The following is a 22,767-nucleotide window of genomic DNA, read 5'->3' on the forward strand; positions in this document are numbered from 1 at the left end:
GGGGCCGGGTTGATGTGTAGGAAAATTCCTACGTATAGTGTCCGACATGCCGATATCTCAGATCCTCACCATCACCGTGCCCGTCGCCGACCAGGAGCGGGCGCTGGCCTTCTACACCGGCGTCCTCGACTGCGAGGTGCGCACCGACAACCCGTTCCCGATGGGCCGCTGGCTCACCGTCGCCCCCAAGGGGTCCGGGACCGCGCTGCTGCTGGCCTCCTGGTTCCCCGGCATGGCCCCGATCGGCGGCCTGGTGGTGGCCGCGCCCGACCTCGACGTCCTGGCCGCTCGGCTGCGCGAGCACGGCGTCTCGTTCGAGGGGCCGAGCGACGAGCCGTGGGGGCGTCAGCTGCTGTTCCAGGACCCGTTCGGCAACGGGTTCGTGGTCAGCCAGGCATGACGGCCGACCACGTGTTCACCGCGCTGGCCAGCCCGGCCAGGCGGGAGCTGCTGCGCCTGCTGCTCGACGAGGGAGCCCAGCCCGCCGGCCGGCTGGCCGAGCGGTTCGACATGAGCAGGCCCAGCGTGTCGGAGCACCTCAAGGTGCTCAGGGACGCCGGGCTGGTGGTCGAGAGCCGCAAGGGGCGGGAGCGGCACTATCGGCTGGAGGCGGCGCCGCTCATGGAGATCCGCGACTGGCTCACCCCGTACGAACGGTTCTGGCGGGAGAAGCTGGCCGACCTCACGACCCTGCTGGACGAGATGGAGGACGACAACCATGCCCCGTGACACGGCGGCCGAGGACCTGCGCGCGATCAGGATCGACCAGTTCATCGCACATCCCCCGAGGAAGGTGTGGCGGGCACTCACCGAGCCCGAGCTGGTCGCCCGCTGGCTCATGCCCAACGACTTCAAGCCGGAGGTGGGGCACCGGTTCACGTTCACCACGGAGCCCAAGCCGCAGGTGGGCTTCGACGGGATCGTCTACTGCGAGGTGCTGGAGCTGGAGCCGGAGAAGCTGCTCAAGATCAGCTGGAGCGACCACAAGCAAGCCGACTGGACGGTCACCTGGCGGCTGGAGCCCGAGGGCAAGGGCACCCGGCTGTTCCTCGACCACGAGGGCTTCGACCCGGGCGACGAGTTGCAGCAGCTCTCCCGCCGCATCATGGGCGGCGGCTGGCGCTCGCGCCACTTCCGCGCGATCGCCGCCGTCGTGGAGGAGCTGGACACCTAAGGGTTCAGGGCCGGGCTCGGCGACTCCGCCCGGCGTTCGGCGTGCGAGGTGGACGTCCACATGACGGCGGCCGTGGTGATCGCCAGCAGCAGCGCGAACCAGCCCGCCGCCCGCCCCATGCGCATGCCGTACCCGCACAGGAGCCAGGAGACGGACAGCCACCAGCGGTGACCGGCCTGGCGCCGCATCTCCATGGCCGCGAACGCGAAGTCGGCCGAGGTGGCGCGGTCGCTGGGCTGCAGCCCGGCGTAGAGGTCGGCCAGCCGGTCGGGTGTGGCGCCGGGGTCGCCCGCCGCCTCCCAGCCGCGCATGGTGTGCTCGTCGGCCAGCGCGCGCCGGCGGGAGAACCAGCGCAGCATCGGCCAGCGCAGGCTCACCCGCAGGCCGCGCGGCGTCAGCGCGAACGTGCAGTCCTTGACCCGCACCGCCGACGGATGGGCCAGCCCGGCGAACCTGCACGCCGAAAGGTCCAGCCCGTACAGTGCCAGGTCGCTCGCGTTCACCTGCCGCAGCGAGGTCAGCCCGGACCTGCCCCGGCCGGTCACGGTGGCGGGGCCGCGCAGCACCGCGCCTTCCAGGTCGGCCTGGGAGTCGGTCAGCCGCAGCGTCGTCGTGCCCGCCACCTCGACGCCGCGCAGGTCGACGCCGCACCGGGACACCGCCACGTCCAGGAGCCCGTCGGCGCGGGCCCTGGCCGCCGACAGCCTGCCGGTGGCCGAGAGGTACGCGTCGGCGGCGAAGTGCGCGGCCTCGAACCCGGCGTGCCCGCTGACCTTGCGGAAGGACAGGGTACGGCCGAAGCGCGCCCCTCTGAAGGCGGCCCCGTCGCCCAGCCTGGCCCCGTCGAAGGTGGCGTACCCGTCGAACCTGGCCCGCTCGCACGACAGCCCGTGGCCGAAGACGGCCTGGCTGAACAGCGCGTCGCGGGACATCACGGCCCGGTCGAGGGAGACGTGCCCGCGCACGGTGACGCCGTGGAAGGACAGCTCGCGGGTGAACCTGGCGCCGGCCAGCGACACGTTGCCCTCGAAGCGGGCGCCGAAGAACGAGGCCAGCCGCTCGAACCTGGCGCCGTCGAGCGACACGTCGCCCGTGAACGTCACGCCGGACAGCCGTACGTCGCCGGTGAACCTGACCCGGTCGAGCCGGGCCCTGCCGGGCCTGCCGCCGGCGGCTTGGAGCACCCGGGACAGCAACTCGGCGCTGACGGTGGTGCCGCGCAGGTCGAGCAGGCGGCCGGGGGAGATCTCGTCGAGGGCCTGGGGGAGTTCGTCGGGTGCGAGGTGTGCGAGGCAGAAGCCGGTCGTCCGGCTGGCGATTCCGGTGCAAGCAGCGGAATGCGCGCAGGTGACCCAGTCCATGAAGAGGTCATACCCGCCGGAGACGGCGTCAAGGTTCGATGTTTTAATGTTCTATCCGCTTTTATGTGGAAATATGCGCTCTAAATAGGCTCCAAAGTGCCGGGCATGCGCGCTTTATCCAGAGCCTCCCTTGCTGCCCTGATTGTGGTGGCTCTCTCCGCCTCGCCCGCCGTGGCGGCTCCCGCATCCCCTTGTGACACCCCTGCCACCCACCGGATCGCGCAGGTGCCGGGCAGCGGGGAGGCGACCCCGCTGCCCGGCCAGACCGTACGGGTCGAGGGCGTCGTCACCGGCGACTTCCAGCGGACCGACCAGGAGTACAACCCGCCCGGCCTCTACCAGCCGGACGCGTTCCGCTCCTCCGACCCCACGACCCGCTGGTCATCGGCCTGACGCTGTCGGGGTGATGAATGTCACAACACCCGCCCGCCCAGGTCTCGCGCGGGGCAGCGCAAATAAGATGGATCTTCCGAACCCCCTGGGAGAGGGTGAGCCTGCATTGGCGCACGTTGATCGACCCCGGACGCGCGCGGCGCGCGTCGGGACCTACGACGGTGGCGATCAATCGGGCACGCGCGAGGTGGCGCGGCTGATCGAGGAGCCGGCCCCGCGGGAGGTCGTCTTCGACGGCACCCGATCCCCGATGCACGACGTCAGGCGCGCGGTCCTGCCCGACCCCGGCCTTCCGCGGCCGTCCGCATGGACGCTGGAATGCCGGTGAGAGGGTAGGGGTTCATAACGATGGACAGTTTTCAGCGAGGGACGAGGAGCCACTTGTGGCGACCATCGAAGTAACAGAGCAGAACTTCAACGACATCGCCGACAAGGGGATCGTGCTGCTCGACTTCTGGGCGGAGTGGTGCCCGCCGTGCAAGAAGTTCGGTCCGATCTTCGAGCAGGCCTCGGGCCTGCACGAGGACATCACGTTCGGCAAGATCGACACCGATGCCGAGCAGGGGCTCGCCCAGGGCTTCGACATCACCTCGATCCCGACGCTCATGGCCATCCGCGACGGCATCGTGGTCTTCGCCCAGGCTGGCGCCATCCCGGGGCCCGCACTGGAGGACCTGATCAGGCAGGTGCGGGCGCTCGACATGGACGCCATCAGGGCCGAGCTCGCCGAGGAGATGAAGCAGAACTGACCCTTCCCAGGGGTCTCAGGGCTTGCGGGCGACCCCGACGTACCCGAATGTGATCCCGTTGCCGGGCGCGTCCGGGTCGTCGGGCCTCCAGCCGTTCGGGTACGTCAGCCCGGGCTCCTCCAGCTCGTACCCCTCGAAGAAGCGCAGGATCTCCTCACCCGTCCGCAGGCTCAGCGCGGCCGTGGCCCTCCGGTAGATCTCGATGGCCTGCGGGGTGGTGTCCGGCGTGGTGTCGATGGCATGGCTGATCACCAGCCGGCTCCCGGGCGCGCTCGCCGCCCGCAGCTTGGCCACCATGTCGTACGCGACGTAGTCCGGGATGAAGTGCAGGATGGCCAGCATCAGGAACGCCACCGGCCGATCGAAGTCGATCACGTCGCCCAGCTTGTGCAGCAGCGTGTCGGTCTCGCGTACGTCCGCCTGCAGGAAGTGCACGTCCTCTGTCCTGGCCAGCAGCGCCCTGCCGTGCACGCAGACCACGGGGTCGTTGTCCACGTAGACGATCCGCGCCTCAGGGGCGATCTCGTGCGTGTTCCCCTGGGTCGGCAGGCCCGCGCCGAGGTCGACGATCTGCCGCACCCCCGAATCGACCAGGTGCCGCACGGCGCGGCGCAGGAACGCCCTGTTCGCCCGGGCACCCTCCCTGGTGTTGGGGAACGTCTGCAGGATCTGCTCGGCGGCTGCCCGGTCGGCCGCGAAGTTGTCCTTGCCGTCGAGGAAGTAGTCGTACATCCGCGCGACGTTGGGGACGTTAGGGTCCACCCCCTCCGGGGCACTGTCCACGATTTCTCCTGAAATATCGCCCTATTTGCGGGCGATCATAGCCGCGGTTTACCCGGTTTCCCCGGAATTTGGTTCTACTCGCGGCACCAATGAGACGTACATCACGTATCACCATCACCCCCCGCCCCACACCCCTCGCACCCCGTGACACAGCCCCCCGGCGGGCCCCCTGAGACCCACCCGCCACCGCACCCCCGACCGCGCCGCCGTGGGTGAGCCGCCGCCATCGGACGGGTGCCGTCGTGGGAGGGGCCCCCGCGTTTCACCCGACCGCCGCCGCGCTGCCGCCGTGCGCTGGACCCTCTGGCGCCGGCGCCGCTCGCGCAGGGGCGGCACGTCGAAGTGAGGCGGGCGGCAAGGCAGGCGTCGAAGTGGGGCGGGCAGCAGAAAGGGGACGCGGGCCTGGAAGGCGGGCGCGTCCCCTTGAAGGCGCGGTGAGGTCAGCCGCGGTAGAGCTCGGCGACGCGGAAGGCGAGGTCGAGGGACTGGCCGCGGTTGAGCCGCGGGTCGCAGGCCGTCTCGTAGCGGGTCGCGAGGTCGTCCTCGGCGATCTCGTGCCCGCCGCCCACGCACTCCGTCACGTCGTCACCGGTGAACTCGATGTGGATCCCGCCGGGATGCGTGCCCAGCGACCGGTGCACCTCGAAGAAGCCCGCCACCTCGTCCAGCACGTCGTCGAGCCGGCGGGTCTTGTGCCCGCTGGGCGCCTCGAAGGTGTTGCCGTGCATCGGGTCGCAGATCCACGCGACCCGCGCCCCCGTGGCCGTGACCTCCTTGACCAGGGCCGGCAGGTGCTCGCGGATCTTGGAGGCGCCCATGCGGGTGATGAACGTGAGCCGCCCCGCCTCGTTGCCCGGGTTGAGCTTCTCGATGAGGCCCAGGGCCTCGTCGGGCGACGTGGTGGGCCCGAGCTTGACGCCGATCGGGTTGCGGATGCGGGCGAAGAAGTCGACGTGCGCCCCTTCGAGCTGGCGGGTGCGCTCGCCGATCCAGACCATGTGCGCCGACACGTCGTACGGCAGCCCCGTACGCGAGTCGATGCGCGTGAGTGCGCGGTCGTAGTCGAGGATGAGCGCCTCGTGCGAGGAGTAGAACTCCACGGTGTGGAACTCCTCGGGATCGGCCCCGCAGGCCCGCATGAACGCGAGCGCCTGGTCGATCTCCCTGGCCAGCTGCTCGTAGCGGCGCCCGGCGGGCGACTCGGCCACGAAGTCCTGGTTCCACGCGTGCACCTGGCGCAGGTCGGCGTAGCCGCCCTTGGTGAACGCGCGGGCGAGGTTGAGGGTCACGGCCGAGGAGTGGTACGCCTTGAGCAGCCGCCACGGATCGGGCCGGCGAGACTCGGCGGTGAAGTCGAACCCGTTGACCATGTCGCCCCGGTAGGCGGGCAGCTCGATCCCGTCACGGGTCTCGCTGCCCTTGGAACGCGGCTTGGCGAACTGGCCCGCGACCCGGCCGATCTTCACGACCGGCACCTTGCCCGCGTACGTCAGCACGATCGCCATCTGCAGCAGCGTCTTGAGCTTGTTGCGCACGTTGTCGGCGGTCGCGCCGGAGAAGGTCTCCGCGCAGTCGCCGCCCTGCAGGACGAAGGCCTCGCCCCGGGCGACTGCGGCCAGCTGCTCCTTGAGCTGGTCGCACTCGCCGGCGAAGACCAGTGGGGGCAGGCCGCCGAGCTCGGCGACGACCTTGTCGAGCTCGCCGCGGTCGGGCCAGTCAGGTTGCTGCGCCGCGGGGAGGGCTCGCCAGGAATCGAGATCCACGAGATTGCTGCTCACGAGATACGAGGGTAATCCACTGGCTACGGGCCCACGGACCTCGTTGTCCACGTTGTGAGAATGCAGTTGTACCCCTGAGGACTCAGAGGCGGTCAAACTTCCTTTACGGACACGTGCTCGGGCCGCACCCCCAGCCCGATGAAACGCCGGGCCACCCGCCTGAGCAGGGGGATCCGCGTCAGGTCGCGGGGCATCCTGGACGGGTCGAGCCTGTTACTGAGTGCCCGCTTGATCACCAGATTCTGGACCACCCGCTGGGCCGCCTGCGTGACGCGCGTGGGCGGCATCCGCCGCTTCTGCACCAGGCGCAGGGTGGATTCGGGGATCGGCGCGCCGGACCTGAGCGAGCCGGCCAGCAGGTTGGCGGTGGCGACCGCGTCCTGGACGGCCAGGTTGATCCCCACCCCGAACACCGGCGACATGGCGTGCGCGGCGTCCCCGATGCACAGGAATCCGGGCCGGTGCCAGCGGTGCAGCCGGTTGAGCGCGACGGTGAGCACGCTGACGTCGTCGTAGCTCCCGATCTGCCCGATCCGGTCGGCCAGCCACGGCAGCAGCTCCGCGACCGGCTCGCGGAGCGCGTCGATCCCAGCGCGCACCAGCTCGTCGAACCCGCCCTTGGGGATCGCGTACGCGAGTTGCCAATAACTTTGCCGGTTGATGGACACCATCATGCGTCCGCCGGAGATCCGCAGGAACGAGTCGTCACGGTCGGACGGGTGCCGGGGCAGCCGGAACCACACCACGTCCATCGGCGCGCCGAGCTCCTCCGGCACGAGCCCGGCGCGCTCGCGCAGGGTCGAGTGCCGCCCGTCGGCGGCGACGGTGAGGTCGGCCCTGATCTCGTGCTCGCCCGACTCGTCCCGATAGCGCAGGCCGCGCACGGTCTGGCCGTCGCGGATCAGGTCGTACGCCTCCGCGTTCATCAGCAGCCGGAAACTCGGATACCGGGTGGCGGCCGACGTGATGAGGTTGAGGAAATCCCATTGCGGTACGAACGCGATGTAGTCGTACTTGCCGGGCAGCCCGCGCAGGCTCGCCAGCCTGGCGTCGCCGCGGTCGGTCACCATGCTGAGCCCGTACGCCTTGCGATGGGGGATCTTCAGGAACTCCTCGGCCAGCCCCAGCTCGTCGAGGACCTGCAGCGTGGACGGATGGATCGTGTCGCCCCGGAAGTCACGCAGGAAGTCGCCGTGCTTCTCCAGCAGCGTGACCTCGACTCCTGCCCTGGCCAGGAGCAGCGCCAGCATCGCGCCGGCCGGTCCGCCCCCTGCTACTACACAGCTCATAATTCATCACCCGATGAGATTGTCTCACGTCATGAGAAAAGAGCAAGCCCTCGCAGCCATCCGACATGCCCGAGCCGCCGAAGTACATGCGTGAGCCGCCTCTCACAAAGGGAGTGGATGATGACGGACGAACTCCACACCCTCTCGGGCGCCTACGCCGTGCACGCACTGCCGTACGCCGAGTGGGTGCTGTACGAGGAGCACCTGCTGGCGTGCTCGGCCTGCTGGATGGAGGTCCGGCGGCTGCGGGAGACGGCGGCCAGGCTCGCCGAGGCGGTGGCCGAGCCGCCGCCCGCCACGCTCCGGCAGCGCCTGCTCGATGCCGCCCACGAGCTGCGGCGGCCCGAGGAACGCCCGGAGCGGGGGTCAGGAGCGGTGCCCGACGACAGCCCGACCATCTGGCGGCCCCCGGCGTCACGCACGCCCGCAGCCCCGCCTGTGGCCCCGCACGTACCCTCATCCGCGTCCCCGTCCGCGCCCCCGTCCGAGCCGGAGGACTCGCCGACGCTCAGGATCCCGTCCGCGCCGGAGGACTCGCCGACGCTCAGGATCCCGCCCGAGCCCGAGCGGCCCCCCGCGTTCAGGACCGCGCCGGAGCTCCCGGCGGCTCGCGAGGGCGGCCGCGTCGTGCTCCTCAGGCGCCGCCGGGCCAAGGTGACGGCGGGCCTGGCGGCCGTGGCCGCGGCGGCCGCGGTCGCGCTCGGAGCCGTCGCCCTGGACGCCCGCCGCGACCTGAGCGACCTGACCGCCAGGAATGACGAGGTGATCGCCGTGCTGGCCGCGCCCGACGCCGAGACGGTACGTCAGCCCGCCACCTCCGGCGGCACCGGCACGGTCGTGATCTCCCGCGCCAGGGGACGCATGGTGTTCGCCTCGTCCGGCCTGGCCGAACTGCCCCGCTCCAAGGGATACGAATTGTGGCTGATGGGCCCGGACGGCCCCCGCCCCGCCGGGATGCTCGACCGGGCCGAGGGCGGCCTGACCGCACCCCTGCTGATCACGCCGGAGCGGGGGGACGACCGCGTGGCGCTCACGGTCGAGCCGGCGGCCGGTTCCGGCAGGCCCACGACCCAGCCGATCCTGCTGGCCGAGCTCCCTGAGGCCTGACACGCAGTTAGGGACTTGGTCACGCGCGTTTGATCGTAGATAGTGCAGGGCATGCGTATCTTCGCGGCCCTGGCGCTGGCCGCCGCACTGTTACCCGTGTTACCCGTGCCCGCGGCGGCCGCCGAGGCGGGCGCGGCCACCGTGGTGCCCGTCCAGGTCACGGGCTCCCCGGCCAGGCGATTCAACCTGATCATCATGGGGGACGGCTACACCGAGCCGGAACAGGCCAAATTCCGGGCCGACGTGGACCGGCACCTCAACGTGATGTGGTCGATCGAGCCGTTCAAGACGTATCGCAACTACATCAACGTCTACCGCGTGGACATCGTCTCCGGCGAGTCGGGCATCAGCTGCGACCCCGGACTGGACTCGCCGAAGAAGGTCACCCCGCTCGGCATGGGCTTCTGGGGCCGCTGCAACCCCGGCAGCGTCCAGCGCCTGATCACCATGGACAACACCGCCGCCACCCGCTACGCCGACATGGTCACCGGCACCTCCTCCGGCAACCGGCAGATCCTCGCGCTCGGCAACAGCGGCACGTACGGCGGCGCCGGCGGCTCGTACGCCACCGCCTCGGGCAGCAACAGCATGTCCGCCCTGATCAGCCCGCACGAGCTGGGCCACTCCCTGGGCGGCCTCCAGGACGAGTACGACTACTACCAGCGCGGCGTCCCCGGCGGCGCCTACCCGGGAGCCGAGCCGTCCAGCCCCCACCACACGCTGCTGACCGAGCAGCAGATGAAGGACCAGCAGAAGAAGTGGTGGCGCTGGCTGGGCGAGCCCAGCGAGTCGGGCGGCCCCATCGGCCGCTACGAGGGCGGCCTGTACTACACGACCGGCGTCTGGCGGCCCAGCCGGCACTCGATGATGAAGACCCTCGGCTACGCCTACGACCAGGTCAGCCGCGAGGTCATGGTCCAGCGCATCACCGCCAAGACCATGGTCATCCAGGACGCCACGCCCAACCAGCAGCCCGTCGGCGCCGACCGGGTGCTGTGGGTCGAGCCGATGCGCCCCGTCGGCCACTCGCTGACGACCACCTGGAACGTGGACGGCAAGGACCTCGCGAGCCACGAGGACGCCCTCGACCTGCGCACCCTCGGCCTCACCCCGGGCACGCACACGGTCACGGCCACCGTCTCGGACCCGACCGCGTTCGTCAGGGACCCGGCGATCAGGGCGGCCATCACCAAGTCCCGCACCTGGACGGTGGACACGTCGCTGACCACCCCGCCGGACGGCGCCGAGCCCGCGTTCGTCTCCTCCACCCCCACCGACCGGCCGCTGGGCCGCGCCGACGTCGTGTACGTGGAGACCGCCCATCCGGCCGCGACCGTGCCCGAGGTGACGTGGACCGTGGACGGCCGCCCGGCGGGCACCGGCACCGACCTCGACCTGGGCAGGCTGAACCTGCAACCGGGCACGCACGCCCTCACCGCCGCCCTCGGCGGCCAGACCCTCAACTGGCAGATCGACGCGAGCCTGCCCGCCACCCGCTACGAGCTGTCCGAGCCGCTGGCCGCGGTCGGCGACGCCTACGTCTACAACGGCCCCTTCTCCATGCGGCTGGCGAGCGAGGACGACCGCGGCGGCTACGTGGTCTCGGAGTCCCGGGTGGACGGGGACGGCTGGTTCAACTACTTCGGCTGGCCCACCTCCTCGGAGCTGCCGTGGACGTTCAGCGAGGAGGGCACGGTCATCGACTCCCTCGTGTACGGGAAGCTGCCGCGCGGCCGGCACACGATCGAATACCGCTCGATCGACGCCGCGGGCAACCAGGGCACGCCGAAGAGCTTCACCGTCACCACGATCGCCCCGCCGCCCGCCTGCACCCGCACGATCACCGGCGTCTACCAGGGCGCCCTCGTCGCCGCCGACGGCGTCACCTGCCTGGACGGCGCCCAGATCAGCGGGCCCATCACGGTGAAGCCCGGAGCCTCGCTCGTGGTCAAGGGCGGCCGGATCGCCGGCACGCTGACCGCGGCGCAGCCCGCCGCCGTACACCTGCTCAAGGCCTCCCTCACCGGCGCGCTCAACGTCAGCGGCGCCAAGGCGCTGACCATCGTGGGCGCCGACCTGCGCGGCGCCGTCCTGCTGACCGGCAACACCGCGCCGATCCTGTCGGGCAGCACGATCAGCGGCGCGCTGCTGTGCACAGGTGACAAACCCGTCGACCTCGGCGTGCCCAACAAGGGCGCCAGAGCGTGCATCCGGCTAGCCGCGGCCGCCAGGGGAGGCGCCTACGAGGCGGTCGAGCACCGCGGTAAGTGAGCCGAACGAGGCCTCGCGGAGCCTGGCGTACTCCTCCTCCGGATACTGCCGGGGTCCGTTCTCCACCAGCAGGATCAGGTAGAGATAGGCGCGGTAGAGGTCGATGCGGGTGCGCGCCGCCGGGGTGAGCTCCAGCGGCGTCACCTCACGGTAGCCCGCCAGCAGCGGGTCGTCCTCCGCCAGCTCGCCGAAGATCGTCGGCGTGACGAACTCGGCGAGCGGGTCGCCCCAGAAGGCCCGTTCGTGGTCGATGATGGCCTGGATCCGGGGCGGGCCGCTGACGTCGAGGAAGACGTTGCCCGGCCAGACGTCGAAGTGCACCAGCCGCGGCGTCGTCACCTCGTCCAGCACCGGCGACGCCGCCTCGATCAGCGCCATGATCTCCCCGGGGGAGCGCGGCAGCGGCGTCGGATAGCGCTCGGTGTCGCCGACCAGCGCCCCCACCATCGCCAGGAACGCCTGCCGCCAGGTGGCGCCGACGATCCCGGCGTGCGGGTAACCGAAGACCTCGCCGCTCACCGCGTTGAACCTGGCCAGGTGGCGGCCCAGCTCCCGGCGCAGCGCCTCCTCGCCCTCCGGCTTGACGTCGTTCCACGAGACCCCGTCGAGCGCGTCGAGCAGCAGGTAGTCGCCGCCCAGCACCGGGTCGTCGAACTCGGCGCGCAGCAGCGTCGCCACCGGCACGCCCGCCTGCGCCGCCAGCTCGTACGCGGCGGCCTCCATACGCAGCAGGTTGCGCTCGTAGCTGAGCTGGTCGAGGTCGGGCGGCGGGGACAGCTTGAGCACCACCTCGCGTCCGTCGTCCAGCTTGAGCCGCCAGACGGCGTTGGCGTAGCCGTCGGTGAGCTCGGTGACGGCCACGACGCCCGTGCCCAGCGCGCGGCGGAGCAGGGCGTCGAGCTCGGCGTCGGATAAGCGGCGCTTGGTTCTACTGTCCACGGGAGCCTTTCACGCTGACTGCCGGCGTACCAGGTGGGTGTCGAGGATCACGACCGGCTGGCGCAGTTCCTCGCCGTTGATCCGGGCCACCAGCAGCTGCGCCATCTGCCGGCCCATCTGCTCGGTCGGCTGGTGGACGGTGGTCAGCGGCGGGTCGGCGTGCAGCGCGGCCTTGGAGTCGTCGAACCCGATCACCGCCACGTCCTCCGGGATCGCCCGCCCCGCCGCCTTGAGCACGCGCATCGCGCCCAGGGCCATCGGGTCGGACGCGGCGAAGACCGCGTCGAGATCGGGATGGCTCGCCAGCAGCTGGGTCATCGCCGCCGAGCCGCTCTCCTCCGAGAAGTCGCCGTACACCACCAGCTCCGGCAGCCCGGCGGGCAACAGCGCGTCGCGATAGCCGGCCAGACGGTCGACGCCCACGCCCATGTCCTGATGACCGGCGATGGCGGCGATGCGCGTGCGGCCGAGGCCCAGCAGGTGTTTGACCGCCTGCCGGGCCCCCGCCCGGTTGTCCATGTCGACGTAGCTGTAGGGGTCGAGCCCGACGGGCCGGCCGCCGAGCACGGTCGGCACGCCCATCTCCTCGAGCCGCCCCGGCAGCGGGTCGGCGCCGTGCAGCGACAGGAGCAGCACGCCGTCGACGTGCTGCCCGGTCAGGTAGTGCTCCAGCCGGTCGTACTCCTCGGTGGTGCGGGCCATCGCCAGGATGAGCTGCAGCCCGGTCTCCGACAGCGCCGAGCCGATGCCGCGGATGGTGCCCGCGAAGAACGGGTCGTCGAACACCCGCAGCTGCGACTCGGACACCACCAGGGCCACCGCGTCGGTGCGGCGCGTCACCAGGGCGCGCGCCGCACGGTTGGGCACGTAGCCCAGCTCGCGGATGGCCAGCTCCACGGCCTCGCGGGCCTTGGCGCTGACGTTCGGCGAGCCGTTGATGACTCTAGACACCGTGCCCCGGCCCACCCCGGCCCGAGCCGCGACTGCCTCAAGAGTCGGTCGGTTCATGGCGCCTATTCTGCCGGATGATCTCCGAGTACCAGAGCGCGCTGTCCTTGATCAGCCGTTCCTGCGTCTCGAAGTCCACGCGCACCAGGCCGAACCGCTTGCCGTAGCCCCAGGCCCACTCGAAGTTGTCCATCAGTGACCAGGCGAAATAGCCCTCCAGGGGCACGCCGGCCTCGATGGCCGCCTTGCAGGCGCCGAGGTGCGCCTCCACGTACGCCTGCCGCTCCCGGTCGTGGATCCGGCCGTCCTCGAGCACGTCCTCGAAGGCGGCGCCGTTCTCGGAGACCACCATGGGGATCGGCGGGTACTCCCGCGCGATCCTCGTGAGCACCTCCACCAGGCCGCTCTCGTCGATCTCCCAGCCCATCGCGGTGACCGGGTAGCCGGCGCTGACGAACGACACGTGCTCGCTGCCCACCCACGGCGAGGCCGAGTCCGTGGGGGCCGCCGCCGCCGACTGCCTGCCGCCTGGTGCTCCCGAGACCGTGAAGCGGCTGTAGTAGTTGACGAGCAGCAGGTCGATGGGTGCGTTGATGGTCTTCATGTCGCCGGGCTCGATGAAGTCGATCTCGAGCGGCAGGTCGGCCAGCACGTCCTCCGGATAGCGGCCGGTGAGCAGCGCGTCCAGGAAGAACCTGTTCTGCAGCCCGTCGATGCGCCGGGCGGCCTCCAGGTCCTCCGCGCTGTCGGTGGCGGGGGTGACCGCGTACAGGTTCACGCAGCCGCCGACGCGCCGGGCGTCCATCGCCTGGACGGCCAGCCCGTGCGCCAGGTTGAGGTGGTGCGCGCCCCTGATCGCGTTCTGCGGCTCACGCCTGCCGGGGGCGTGCTCCCCCGAGGCGTAGCCGAGGAACGCGGCGCACCACGGCTCGTTGACGGTGCTGAAGGTGTGGATGTGGTCCTTCAGCGCCTCGTGCACGACCGCGGCGTAGTCGGCGAAGCGGTAGGCCGTGTCGCGGTTGGGCCAGCCGCCCTTGTCCTCCAGCTCCTGGGGCAGGTCCCAGTGGTAGAGCGTGAGCCAGGGGTCGATGGAGTGCCGGCGGAGCTCGTCGGCGAGCCGCTTGTAGAAGTCCAGACCCTTCTGGTTGGTCTGGCCGGAGCCGGTGGGCTGGATGCGGGGCCAGGAGACCGAGAAGCGATAGGCCGCCAGGCCCAGCTCCGCCATGATCCGGACGTCTTCCCGGTACCGGTGGTAGTGGTCGATGGCCACGTCCGCGTTGTGGCCGTTGAGAATCCGGCCCGGCGTCTTGGTGAAGGTGTCCCAGATGGAGACGCCGCGCCCGTCCTCGTCGACCGCGCCCTCGATCTGGTACGCCGAGGTCGCCGCGCCCCACGTGAAGCCCGTAGGGAAGCGCAGCCCGGCACGCGTCTGTTCCTCTTGTGTCGTCACGCCTTGACCGCACCTTCCATGAGGCCGCCGACGATCTGGCGGCCGAATGCGACGAATACTGCGATGAGCGGAATGATGGACAACGCCGTTCCCGCGAAGATCAACGTGTAGTTCGTGGAGAACCTGGCGTTGAGCGAGGTGATCGCGATCTGCACGGTCGGGTTGTCCGGGGTCAGCACGATCAGCGGCCACATGAAGTCGTTCCACATGAGCATGAACGTGTTGATGCCGAGCACCGCCATGCCCGGACGTACGGCGGGCAGGACGACGTTCCACCAGATCCGCAGCGTGGCGGCGCCGTCCACCCGGGCGGCCTCGACCAGCTCCATCGGCACGGCCTGGCGAGTGTACTGCGTCATCAGGAACACGCCGAACCCGTTGAGCAGGTACGGGAGGATGACCGCCTTGAGCGTGCCGGTCCACTCCAGGCTCACCATGAGCCGGTAGAGGGGCACCACGCCCATCTGCTGCAACGGCACCGCCATCGTCAGCAGCACGAGCACCAGCAGCAGGTTCCTGCCCTTGAAGCTCAGGTTCGCGAAGGCGAAGCCGGCCAGCGTGGAGATGATCACCACGGAGACGGTGACGATGCTCGACACGATGAACGAGTTCGTCAGGCCCAGCAGGAACTTGGCGTCCTCGTTGTTGAGCACCGCGACGATGTTCTCGCCCAGGTTCCCGCCCGGCAGGAACGGCGGCGGCATCGCGACGGCGTCGGCGTTCGTACGGGAGGCGATGACGAGCATCCAGTACAGAGGGAACGCCGACAGCAGGACGGCCAGGGCCAGCATGAGCCGGGTGGCGAGGGTCGGGGAGAAGTTGTTCATCGGGTGCCCCCGAGCCTGCGCACGAACAGGAAGTTGATCGCCGCTCCTATGAGGATGAGCAGGAACAGCAGCCAGGCGGCCGCCGCGGCGTAGCCGTAGTCGAACTCGCGGAAGCCCTGCTTGACGATGAACATGGCCACCGTCTGGAACTGTCCCTGCGAGCCGCCGTCGACGTTGCCGTTGTAGAACGTGGTCGGCTCGGAGAACAGCGTCAGGCCGCCGATCGTGGAGTTGAGCACCACGAAGATCATCGTCGGGCGCAGCATCGGCAGCGTGATCTGCCAGAACTGCCTGCGCCGCGACGCGCCGTCGATCGCGGCGGCCTCGTACAGGTCGCGGGGGATCGTCTGCATGCCGGCCAGGAAGATGATCGCGTTGTAGCCGGTCCAGCGCCAGTCGACCATGGTGGCGATGGCGATCCACGACGGGATGCGCTCGGCCCGCCAGTTCGTCTTGTCCACGCCGAACCCGCTCAGGATCCAGTTGACCAGGCCCCAGTCGCGGGCGTACAGCTGCGTGAACACCACCGCGACCGCGACCACCGACGTGACCAGCGGCAGCAGCACGCTCATGCGGATGGCCAGGCGGAGCTTCAGGCGCTTGTTCAGCGCGTTGGCCAGGAGCAGCGCGAGGATCATCTGGGGGACGGTGGCGAGGAGGAACATGCCCACCGTGTTGACCACGGCGTTCCAGAAGTCCTCGTCCCCGAGCAGGGCGGTGTAGTTGCCCAGCCCGGTCCACTCCACGGTCCCGGCCAGGTCGTAGTCGTAGAGCGAGTAGTACAGGGTGAAGGCCAACGGGAACAGCCCGAAGGCGGCGAACAGCAGGAAATAAGGGGACACCAGGGCGTACGGCATCGCTTTGACGTCGAATCGTGAACGCCAGCGGTGGCCGGGCGGACGGGCGCGGCGATGGTTGTTCCGCGCCGCCCGCGGAAGGGTGTCGAGGCTCATAACGGAACCTTTCGGCAGCTTGTCGTCGGCAACACGCCCGGCCCGCTGCTCGCGGGCCGGGCGGGGAGACTAGCCCGCGGCCTTCACCGCGTCGTCGACCAGCTGCTGCCAGGCCTTGTCGTACGGGACGGAGCCGTCGTCCATGCCCTGGATGACGGACTCGATGGCGTTCTTGACCTGGGCGTGCTTCACGCCGAGGAAGACCGGCTGAAGGCTCGACGCGGACTTGGCGAAGATCTCACCGATGGGGGCGTCGTCGAAGAACTCGTTCTTCGCGCCCTGCACGGCCGGGTCCTGCTGGGCCTTCGTGTTGCTCGGCATGTTGCCGAAGTCCGTGAAGATGCTCGCCTCGGTCTGCGCGTTGGTCAGGAAGTCGGCGACCATCGCGGCTTCCTTCGGGTGCTTCGACTGCTTGGGCACGGCCAGCCAGGAGCCGCCCCAGTTGCCGCCGCCGCCCGGCACGCCGGCCACGTCCCACTTGCCCTTGCCGCCGTCGCCGGCGTTGCCGCTGACCACGCCGAGCATCCAGGACGGGCAGCCGACCGTGGCGAACGCGCCCTTCTGGGTGCCCGCCGCCCACTCGTCGGTGAAGTTGCGCAGCTTGGCGGTCAGGCCCTGCTGGCTCATCTTCGTGGCGAAGTCGAAGCCCGCCTTCACCGCCGGGTTCTTGTCGACGATGAGGTTGTTGTCCTTGTCGAAGTACGTCACGTTGCCGTTCTTGGCCGCCTCCTGGTAGAGGACGACCTGGTAGAGCGTGTTCGTGCCGTCGGCGAACTTGGTGCCCTTGACCTTCGACTGGAACGTCTTGGCGACGTTCATGAACTCGTCCCAGGTCGGCCAGAGCGCGCTGACCTTGTCACGCTCGGTCGGCAGCCCGGCCTTCTTGAACAGGTCCGTGCGGTAGCAGAGGCTCATGCCGCCGATGTCGGTGCCCAGGCCGAACAGCTTGCCGTCGGCCGTGACGCCGTTCTCCCACTTCCACGCCGGGAAGTCCGCCTTGCGGGACTCCAGGCCGTACTCCTTGAGGTCGGCCCACCATTCGGGGTGCGCCTTGGCCAGGCCCATGCCGCCCTCGTCGATGCCGACCACGTCGCCAGCGCCGTTGCCGGCCTGCAACCACTGGATCATCTGCGGCCAGTACTGCTGCTCGAACTGGTCGGTCAGGTGCTCTTCCTTGATCTGGATGTCCTTGTGCTCGGCGTTCCACTTCGTGATGGCGTTCTTGTAGCCGAAGTTGGTGCCGCCGCCAAAGGTCTGAACGCGGATGGTGACCGGCTCAGCCGCCGCGGAGGAGGCGGGAGCGCTGCTGGACCCCGTGGCGGTGCCGCCGCCGGAGCTGCAGGACGCGACGGTCAGCGCCGCCACGGCCAGGGCAGAGGCCGCGGCGAGACCGCCGCGACGCTTGCTGATCATCATGGGTGGACCCCTTCTCGGGTGAATGTTGGGGGAGTGCACCGCGGCTCGCGCTCCGCCGCGGTGGGAGTCTTTGGGAGCGCTCCCACAAAGGGTGCACTTACGTGGTCTGCACGTCAATCCACCGAAACGCAACCGTTACCAATGAGGCGGTTTGTCACTCTAGAACCGGATTTTTCGCGTTATACCTCGCAAAGGGCGGCTTGGGAGCGCTCCCACCTCAAGAGGCATCTTTTGTGTCGCATCAAGGGCATGTCACCCGCACCCACCACGCTTTCTCCCGGTCACCCCACCAGTGAGAACCCCAGTCGGAAGCGTAAGCCCCCCGAGCCGCCTCCGGCGGTGCGATCTCGCTGAAACGGGGACGCCGGTGGATCGTACGACGGGGCCCCGGAACGCCGGTACCGCCCAGCCGTTAGGGTCCGTTGTGATGATGACTTCTGCCTTATCGGGCGCGCGGTGGTTGCTGCTGGACGAGTACACCGGAGAGGTGGGTGAGCCGGACGTCACGCTGGGCGTGTGCCACGACATCGACGGCCTCTTCGCGGATCCCGAGCCCGTCCCTCCGCCTGAGACCTTCACCCTGCTCGGTTGCGATCCCGCGGGTCCGCTGCTGGAGGCGCTGCGGCATTTGGGGACCGAGCGGGCGTGGCTGCCCAGCGTCGCCCTGACGCCCGTCCACCGGCCGGAGCACCGGCCCGCCAAGTGCTGGACGTACGAGCACGGGTGCACGTGCGAGGAGGAGCTCATCGACGTCACCGTGGTCGGCCGACGCCCGTCGGCGGAGCGGGATGGCCTGGTGGACCTCGACTTACGCGGATATATCCGGCTGTTTCCGGAGCACGGGTTGCCGGAGGTGAAGCCCGACGTGGCGGGGTTCCGGCTGTCCGCGCTTGACAACGAGAAGCTCGGCGAGTGCCTGGACGTCGCCGGAGTCTTCCGCGTGCGCCCCGCCGCGCCCGTCCGGCCGGTGACGCTGATCGGCTTCCGTCCCGAAGCGCCGCTGGTGGGGGCCGTCGAGGGACGCAGGATCACGGCGTCCATCCTGGCCATCCAGCGCGACGGACGCATCGCCGGAGGGGGCGGGCTGCTGTCAGCCGCTGTCGTCTCCGCCCGGCCGTCGAGGTTATGCGACGGTCTGCTGGACATCGCCTTGGACGGCGGGGTGGAGGAGCCGTGGCTGAGCGGCGCCCGTGAGATCTTCCAGATGTGGTACGACGGCGGCCCGGCCGAGCCCAACCTGTGGGCACGTTACGACCGACTGCTGCGGCGCGAATGGCTGGGCGTGGCGGCCTGCCATCGCCCTCGGGGCCTGCCTGACAAGCCGGCCGGCACGACATGTCACCTCGACGGCCGTTTCGTCACCGACATCGACGCCTTCTACTGCGCCGTCGGAGAGGCGATCAACGGTCCCGGCGGCTATTTCGGCTCGAACCTCGATGGCCTGTATGACTGCCTCTTCGGCGGATGGGGCGCCGCCGGGCCATTCCGGCTGGTCTGGCACCACTCCGACGTGGCTCGCCGGCATCTGGTCCCGGGTTACGATCGGCCCACCCACAACCCGCGGTGTTGGAGACCGAACGTCGAACTGGACGACCTCCTGGAGATCTTCTCCGATCGTGGTGTCGAGGTCGAGCTCCACTGACCCGCCTCTCGTCTTCCGGACCGCCGCTGCGCGTGAGGCGCCAGTGGGTGGCCGAGGGCCGGCCGCCGGGATGGATCATGTGCGGCAGGCGGTGGCGCGTTCCCGGAGGAGGGTGCGTTCGCGGGCATTGCGGGTCATGTCCGCCGCCCTCTCGAACTCGGTGCGGGCCTCCTCCTTCCGGCCCAGCTTGAAGAGCAGGTCTCCTCGTACGCTCGGCAGCAGGTGGTAGTCCTTGAGGGACGGCTCGTCGGCGATCTGGTCGAGGAGCTGGAGGCCGACCGCCGGGCCGTAGGCCATGGAGAGGGCGACGGCCCGGTTGAGCTCGACGATGGGGGAGCGGGACAGCTTGGCCAGCGCCTCGTACAGGCTCGCGATGCGTACCCAGTCGGTGTCCTCCGGGTTGAGAGCGCGCGCGTGGCAGGCGGCGATGGCGGCCTGGAGGGTGTACGGGCCGAGCATGCCGTCCCCCAGCTTCTCGGCCTGGTCCAGGGCGGTGAGGCCGCGGTGGATGAGGAGCCGGTCCCAGCGGGCGCGGTTCTGGTCGAGGAGGAGGATGGGCTCGCCGGACGGGCTCACGCGGGCCGCCGATCTGGAGGCCTGGATCTCCATGAGGGCGACCAGGCCGTGCACCTCCGGCTCCTTGGGCATCAGGCCGGCCAGGACCCGGCCCAGCCGGAGCGCGTCCTCGCACAGGGCGGGACGCATCCAGTCGTCGCCGGCCGTCGCCGAATAGCCCTCGTTGAAGATCAGATAGATGACCTCCAGGACCGATTCCAGGCGCGCCGACAGCTCGGTGGCTTGGGGGACCTCGAAGGGGATCTCCTTGTCGGCCAGGGTCCGTTTGGCGCGGACGATCCGCTGCGCCACCGTGGACTCCGGGACCAGGAACGCGCGGGCGATCTCGTCGGTGGTCAGGCCGCCGAGCACGCGGAGCGTGAGGGCCACCCGGGCCTCCACGGAGAGCGCCGGGTGGCACGCCGTGAACACCAGCCGCAGGAGGTCGTCCTCGATCTCGTCCACCTCGGGCAGGTCCTCGTCCGTGTCGAGCCGGTGGCCGAGCTCGATCAGGTTACGTTCGAGGCGTTCGTTCCTGCGGATCAGGTCGATGGCGCGGCGCTTCGACACCGTCATCAGCCAGGCGCCGGGGTTGCGGGGCACGCCGGACTCCGGCCACTGCTCCAGGGCGGCGACCAGCGCGTCCTGGGCCAGTTCCTCGGCCAGGCCGACGTCGCGCACCAGTCGCGCGAGCCCGGCGATGAGCCGGGCCGCCTCGATCCGCCACACCGCCTCGATGGCCCGATGGGTCTCCGTCCCACGGCGGGAGGTGGCCTGGTCGTCGGTGTCGGAAGCCGTCACCGGCCCATGAGAGCAGCCCGAAGGCGCCGCTGGCAACCCGCGTCCCGTCCCCTGAGCGCGTGCCTGACAGTGCCGGGGCGGGCGCGTGCGGGTGGGTCAGGGGTTGGGCGTGTGGGCGCCGAGGCGGTCGCGCAGTGCTTGTTCGCGTTCCCGCTCGCTCGCGGGCAGCGAATCGTCCGGTACGTCCGAAGCGTCGAACACCCGCCACACGTCCAGCCCGATCCCGTCGTACCCCGGCGGCACCGGCACGCGCATCGCCCATTCGATCGCCTCTTCCCGGGACTTGACCTGGATCAGCCAGAAGCCGGCGATGAGCTCCTTGGCCTCGGCGAAGGGGCCGTCGATCACGGTCGCCTTGCCGCCGCTGTAGGCGATCTGGGCCCCCTGCGAGCTCGGGTAGAGCCCTTCGGCCGCCAGCAGCACGCCCGCCTTGGTCAGCGCCTCGTTGTAGGCGTGCATGTTGTCCACGACCTCCTGGCTGGGCAGCGCCCCGGCCTCGGTCTCCGCGTTGGCCTTGCCGACGATCATGAATTTCATGGGTGGTGTCTCTCTTTCGTCCGGTTCGAGCTCTCGTCGAACGCGTCGAACGGCGACAGGCGGGATCGACACATACGCGAGAGATTCAATTCGCGAACAGCCGGGCCGCGATGCCGTCCAGAACGTACTCGAGCCCGGTCTCGAACTGCCAGCCCGGCCGGTCCTTGTGCCTGCCCTCGTAGATGTACTGCCGGAAGCCGGGGTAGCGGCCGGTGTCGAGGAGGTACGTGAGCTGCGGGGCCATGCTGAGGTAGACCTGCTGCTCGCTGGACCAGCCCTGACCCGCCATGAGCCGGCGCATCGCGATCTCGGCGCCGGTGACTCCCTGCGTGTAGGAGCCGACGGTGTTGACGACGGCCATCTTGGTGTCGGCGTCCAGGCCCAGGCCGTCGACGGCGCGCAGCGAGCGTTCCGCCACCGCCAGGCGGTTGGGGGTGACGGCGAGCATCGCGCTCGGCGGGAGCTGGGCGAGCCAGAGGTGCTTCAGCATCAGCTCGCGCGTCCTGACGGCGATCTCCCGCAGCGTCTCCCGCCATCCCGCCGTCTCGCCGGGCAGCTCCAGCTCGCCGTAGGCGTGGTCGGCCATCAGCTCCAGCAGCTCGTCCTTGCCCGACACGTAACGGTACGCGGCCATCGGGGCGACGCCCAGCTCGGTGGCCAGCCGCCGCATGGTGATGGCGTCGAGGCCCTCCGCGTCCGCGACGCCCACGGCGGCGGTGGCGATGCGGTGCGGGGTCAGGGTCTGGCGGGGGGCGGGCGCCGGCCGCTCGAGGCGGGACCACAGCGGGGGCCTGTCATTGGGCTTGCGCGGGGCAGCCATGGATCGCCCTCCTCTCGACGCGTCGGTGTACAACGTATCAAAAGTAGACGACGTACACGCTGATCTACAATGTAAAGGAGCCGAGCTGGTCGAGAAATGCGCGTGCGGTCGGGGCGCAGTCGTCCGCCGACGGAACGGCCAGGGCCAGCGAACGGGTCATCTTCGGCTCCAGGGGCCGGGTGGCGACGGTGCCCAGGTCGGCGGGGAGGCCGAGGGTCGGGACGATGCTGACGCCCAGCCCCGCGGCCACCATCTCCAGGATGGCGGCGGGTCCGCTGGCCTCGAAGGCGACGTCGAGCTTTACCTGGGCCGTCAGCGCCGCACCCATGATGAGGGGACGGCAGCCGGCGGTGGTCAGGATGAACGGCCTGTCCTCCAGATCGGCGAGAGTGACGGCCGGGCGGGCGGCCAGGGGGTGATCGGCGGGCAGCACGGCGACCATGTCGTGGGTGCTCAGGTGGACGGTGTGCAGGCCGGGCGCGGGGAGGGTGACGACGCCGACCTCGGCGGCGCCGCGGTGCAGCCATTCGCGGATGTCGTCGTCCATGCCCTCGAAGAGGCGTACGCGGACCTGCGGGTAGCGGTCGGTGAACGCGCGCAGCAGCTTGGCGACGAGCGTGCCGGTGGCGCTGGGGAGACTGGCCAGGCGGAGTTCGCCGGTGATCTGGCCGCCGGCGGCGGCCACGTCGGCGCGGATGAGGTCGAAGTGGCGCAGGGTCTCGCGGGCGCGGGCGAGGGCTCGCCGGCCGGCCTCGGTGAGGGCGATGCCGTCGCGGTGGCGGACGAACAGGGCGGCGCCGAGCTCGCGTTCGAGGGCGGCGATGGCGCGGCTGACTGCGGGCTGGGACATGCCGGTGTGCTCGGCGGCGGCGGTGAAGCCGCCGTGTTCGGCGACCGCGACCAGGGCCCTAAGCTGCGCCAATGTCATACCGGCATACCTTAATTGGTATTTGACCGGGACGCTTCCAGAACAT

At 70.1% G+C, this 22,767-nt stretch carries 23 protein-coding genes; 9 read left to right on the forward strand and 14 right to left on the reverse strand.

Annotation, left to right across the window (positions count from 1 at the left end; translation table 11 throughout):
* Positions 1–46: 46 nt before the first annotated feature.
* Genes ABZX61_RS07235 through ABZX61_RS07245 form a run of 3 tightly spaced genes read left to right on the forward strand, consistent with a single transcriptional unit; the run spans position 47 to position 1,174 of the window.
* The gene (locus tag ABZX61_RS07235) at positions 47–400 is read left to right on the forward strand and encodes a VOC family protein (protein ID WP_355192248.1); all 354 of its coding nucleotides are present in this window, start codon (positions 47–49) and stop codon (positions 398–400) included.
* On the forward strand, positions 397–729 hold the full coding sequence (locus ABZX61_RS07240) for a metalloregulator ArsR/SmtB family transcription factor (protein WP_355192250.1): 333 nt from the start codon (positions 397–399) through the stop codon (positions 727–729). The genes ABZX61_RS07235 and ABZX61_RS07240 overlap by 4 nt, the downstream gene beginning before the upstream one ends.
* Entirely contained in the window at positions 719–1,174 is a 456-nt protein-coding gene (locus ABZX61_RS07245; protein WP_355192252.1) for an SRPBCC domain-containing protein, read from the forward strand. Before ABZX61_RS07240 ends, ABZX61_RS07245 begins: the two co-directional genes overlap by 11 nt.
* Here ABZX61_RS07245 and ABZX61_RS07250 read toward each other — a convergent pair.
* A complete protein-coding gene (locus ABZX61_RS07250; protein WP_355192254.1) occupies positions 1,171–2,535 on the reverse strand; it encodes a pentapeptide repeat-containing protein in 1,365 nt (454 codons plus the stop codon). The two genes, ABZX61_RS07245 and ABZX61_RS07250, sit on opposite strands and share 4 nt — an antisense overlap.
* Positions 2,536–2,682: 147 nt before the next feature.
* Here ABZX61_RS07250 and ABZX61_RS07255 point away from each other — a divergent pair, with 147 nt between their 5' ends.
* The 3 genes from ABZX61_RS07255 (at position 2,683) to ABZX61_RS07265 (ending at position 3,677) form a co-directional block, all read left to right on the forward strand.
* Positions 2,683–2,928 carry a hypothetical protein gene (locus ABZX61_RS07255; protein ID WP_355192256.1) on the forward strand — a complete coding sequence of 82 codons (246 nt, stop codon included), beginning with the start codon at positions 2,683–2,685 and terminating at the stop codon, positions 2,926–2,928.
* Positions 2,929–3,034: 106 nt separating this feature from the next.
* Positions 3,035–3,256 (forward strand): hypothetical protein, encoded by a 222-nt coding sequence (locus ABZX61_RS07260; protein WP_355192258.1) that lies wholly within the window; start codon positions 3,035–3,037, stop codon positions 3,254–3,256.
* A gap of 55 nt (positions 3,257–3,311) precedes the next feature.
* Positions 3,312–3,677: a thioredoxin family protein gene (locus ABZX61_RS07265; protein ID WP_355192260.1), complete on the forward strand. Its 366-nt coding sequence runs from the start codon at positions 3,312–3,314 to the stop codon at positions 3,675–3,677.
* 15 nt (positions 3,678–3,692) lie between these two features.
* Here ABZX61_RS07265 and ABZX61_RS07270 read toward each other — a convergent pair whose 3' ends face one another.
* The 3 genes from ABZX61_RS07270 to ABZX61_RS07280 all read right to left on the reverse strand — a co-directional run bounded on the left by ABZX61_RS07270 (position 3,693) and on the right by ABZX61_RS07280 (position 7,527).
* A complete protein-coding gene (locus ABZX61_RS07270; protein ID WP_355192262.1) occupies positions 3,693–4,460 on the reverse strand; it encodes an SAM-dependent methyltransferase in 768 nt (255 codons plus the stop codon).
* 440 nt (positions 4,461–4,900) lie between these two features.
* Positions 4,901–6,238: a class II 3-deoxy-7-phosphoheptulonate synthase gene (locus ABZX61_RS07275; protein ID WP_355192264.1), complete on the reverse strand. Its 1,338-nt coding sequence runs from the start codon at positions 6,236–6,238 to the stop codon at positions 4,901–4,903.
* Positions 6,239–6,330: 92 nt separating this feature from the next.
* Positions 6,331–7,527 carry an FAD-dependent oxidoreductase gene (locus ABZX61_RS07280; RefSeq protein WP_355192266.1) on the reverse strand — a complete coding sequence of 399 codons (1,197 nt, stop codon included), beginning with the start codon at positions 7,525–7,527 and terminating at the stop codon, positions 6,331–6,333.
* A gap of 117 nt (positions 7,528–7,644) precedes the next feature.
* On the opposite strand from ABZX61_RS07280, the gene ABZX61_RS07285 reads away from it, so the two are divergent.
* The gene (locus tag ABZX61_RS07285; protein ID WP_355192268.1) at positions 7,645–8,634 is read left to right on the forward strand and encodes an anti-sigma factor; all 990 of its coding nucleotides are present in this window, start codon (positions 7,645–7,647) and stop codon (positions 8,632–8,634) included.
* Positions 8,635–8,685: 51 nt separating this feature from the next.
* Entirely contained in the window at positions 8,686–10,905 is a 2,220-nt protein-coding gene (locus tag ABZX61_RS07290) for a M64 family metallopeptidase (protein ID WP_355192270.1), read from the forward strand.
* Here the strand turns inward: ABZX61_RS07290 and ABZX61_RS07295 are convergent.
* The 6 genes from ABZX61_RS07295 to ABZX61_RS07320 all read right to left on the reverse strand — a co-directional run bounded on the left by ABZX61_RS07295 (position 10,849) and on the right by ABZX61_RS07320 (position 17,438).
* Positions 10,849–11,844 carry an aminoglycoside phosphotransferase family protein gene (locus ABZX61_RS07295; protein WP_350726808.1) on the reverse strand — a complete coding sequence of 332 codons (996 nt, stop codon included), beginning with the start codon at positions 11,842–11,844 and terminating at the stop codon, positions 10,849–10,851. The two genes, ABZX61_RS07290 and ABZX61_RS07295, sit on opposite strands and share 57 nt — an antisense overlap.
* Positions 11,845–11,853: 9 nt before the next feature.
* A complete protein-coding gene (locus ABZX61_RS07300) occupies positions 11,854–12,852 on the reverse strand; it encodes a LacI family DNA-binding transcriptional regulator (protein ID WP_350726810.1) in 999 nt (332 codons plus the stop codon).
* Positions 12,833–14,242: a GH1 family beta-glucosidase gene (locus ABZX61_RS07305; RefSeq protein WP_355192273.1), complete on the reverse strand. Its 1,410-nt coding sequence runs from the start codon at positions 14,240–14,242 to the stop codon at positions 12,833–12,835. The genes ABZX61_RS07300 and ABZX61_RS07305 overlap by 20 nt, the downstream gene beginning before the upstream one ends.
* Positions 14,239–15,069, reverse strand: coding sequence for a carbohydrate ABC transporter permease (locus ABZX61_RS07310; protein WP_350726814.1), 831 nt, complete (start codon positions 15,067–15,069; stop codon positions 14,239–14,241). Before ABZX61_RS07310 ends, ABZX61_RS07305 begins: the two co-directional genes overlap by 4 nt.
* On the reverse strand, positions 15,066–16,022 hold the full coding sequence (locus ABZX61_RS07315) for a sugar ABC transporter permease (protein WP_355192275.1): 957 nt from the start codon (positions 16,020–16,022) through the stop codon (positions 15,066–15,068). The genes ABZX61_RS07310 and ABZX61_RS07315 overlap by 4 nt, the downstream gene beginning before the upstream one ends.
* 69 nt (positions 16,023–16,091) lie before the next feature.
* Positions 16,092–17,438, reverse strand: a complete 1,347-nt coding sequence (locus tag ABZX61_RS07320; protein WP_355192277.1) for an extracellular solute-binding protein — start codon at positions 17,436–17,438, stop codon at positions 16,092–16,094.
* A gap of 427 nt (positions 17,439–17,865) precedes the next feature.
* Between ABZX61_RS07320 and ABZX61_RS07325 the strand changes: the two genes are divergently transcribed.
* Positions 17,866–19,080, forward strand: coding sequence for a barstar family protein (locus ABZX61_RS07325; protein ID WP_355192279.1), 1,215 nt, complete (start codon positions 17,866–17,868; stop codon positions 19,078–19,080).
* Between the two features lie 75 nt (positions 19,081–19,155).
* Here the strand turns inward: ABZX61_RS07325 and ABZX61_RS07330 are convergent, their stop codons facing one another.
* The 4 genes from ABZX61_RS07330 to ABZX61_RS07345 all read right to left on the reverse strand — a co-directional run bounded on the left by ABZX61_RS07330 (position 19,156) and on the right by ABZX61_RS07345 (position 22,721).
* A complete protein-coding gene (locus ABZX61_RS07330) occupies positions 19,156–20,436 on the reverse strand; it encodes an RNA polymerase sigma factor (RefSeq protein WP_355192281.1) in 1,281 nt (426 codons plus the stop codon).
* A 96-nt stretch (positions 20,437–20,532) separates the two neighbouring features.
* On the reverse strand, positions 20,533–20,973 hold the full coding sequence (locus tag ABZX61_RS07335; RefSeq protein WP_355192283.1) for a YciI family protein: 441 nt from the start codon (positions 20,971–20,973) through the stop codon (positions 20,533–20,535).
* 85 nt (positions 20,974–21,058) lie between these two features.
* Positions 21,059–21,793, reverse strand: a complete 735-nt coding sequence (locus tag ABZX61_RS07340; RefSeq protein WP_355192285.1) for a TetR/AcrR family transcriptional regulator — start codon at positions 21,791–21,793, stop codon at positions 21,059–21,061.
* Positions 21,794–21,857: 64 nt separating this feature from the next.
* Positions 21,858–22,721, reverse strand: coding sequence for a LysR family transcriptional regulator (locus tag ABZX61_RS07345; RefSeq protein ID WP_355192287.1), 864 nt, complete (start codon positions 22,719–22,721; stop codon positions 21,858–21,860).
* Positions 22,722–22,767: the final 46 nt, after the last annotated feature.

It is taken from the genome of Nonomuraea sp. NPDC003709 (assembly GCF_040610775.1).
GTDB lineage: Bacteria > Actinomycetota > Actinomycetes > Streptosporangiales > Streptosporangiaceae > Nonomuraea > Nonomuraea angiospora_A.

Coding starts and splice junctions, on each gene's coding strand:
- ABZX61_RS07290 (WP_355192270.1), top strand. CDS start 8,686: ATGCGTATCTTCGCGGCCCTGGCGCTGGCCGCCGCACTGTTACCCGTG.
- ABZX61_RS07345 (WP_355192287.1), bottom strand. CDS start 22,721: ATGACATTGGCGCAGCTTAGGGCCCTGGTCGCGGTCGCCGAACACGGC.
- ABZX61_RS07250 (WP_355192254.1), bottom strand. CDS start 2,535: ATGGACTGGGTCACCTGCGCGCATTCCGCTGCTTGCACCGGAATCGCC.
- ABZX61_RS07285 (WP_355192268.1), top strand. CDS start 7,645: ATGATGACGGACGAACTCCACACCCTCTCGGGCGCCTACGCCGTGCAC.
- ABZX61_RS07325 (WP_355192279.1), top strand. CDS start 17,866: ATGATGACTTCTGCCTTATCGGGCGCGCGGTGGTTGCTGCTGGACGAG.
- ABZX61_RS07335 (WP_355192283.1), bottom strand. CDS start 20,973: ATGAAATTCATGATCGTCGGCAAGGCCAACGCGGAGACCGAGGCCGGG.
- ABZX61_RS07300 (WP_350726810.1), bottom strand. CDS start 12,852: ATGAACCGACCGACTCTTGAGGCAGTCGCGGCTCGGGCCGGGGTGGGC.
- ABZX61_RS07235 (WP_355192248.1), top strand. CDS start 47: ATGCCGATATCTCAGATCCTCACCATCACCGTGCCCGTCGCCGACCAG.
- ABZX61_RS07340 (WP_355192285.1), bottom strand. CDS start 21,793: ATGGCTGCCCCGCGCAAGCCCAATGACAGGCCCCCGCTGTGGTCCCGC.
- ABZX61_RS07320 (WP_355192277.1), bottom strand. CDS start 17,438: ATGATGATCAGCAAGCGTCGCGGCGGTCTCGCCGCGGCCTCTGCCCTG.
- ABZX61_RS07280 (WP_355192266.1), bottom strand. CDS start 7,527: ATGAGCTGTGTAGTAGCAGGGGGCGGACCGGCCGGCGCGATGCTGGCG.
- ABZX61_RS07240 (WP_355192250.1), top strand. CDS start 397: ATGACGGCCGACCACGTGTTCACCGCGCTGGCCAGCCCGGCCAGGCGG.
- ABZX61_RS07310 (WP_350726814.1), bottom strand. CDS start 15,069: ATGAACAACTTCTCCCCGACCCTCGCCACCCGGCTCATGCTGGCCCTG.
- ABZX61_RS07245 (WP_355192252.1), top strand. CDS start 719: ATGCCCCGTGACACGGCGGCCGAGGACCTGCGCGCGATCAGGATCGAC.
- ABZX61_RS07315 (WP_355192275.1), bottom strand. CDS start 16,022: ATGAGCCTCGACACCCTTCCGCGGGCGGCGCGGAACAACCATCGCCGC.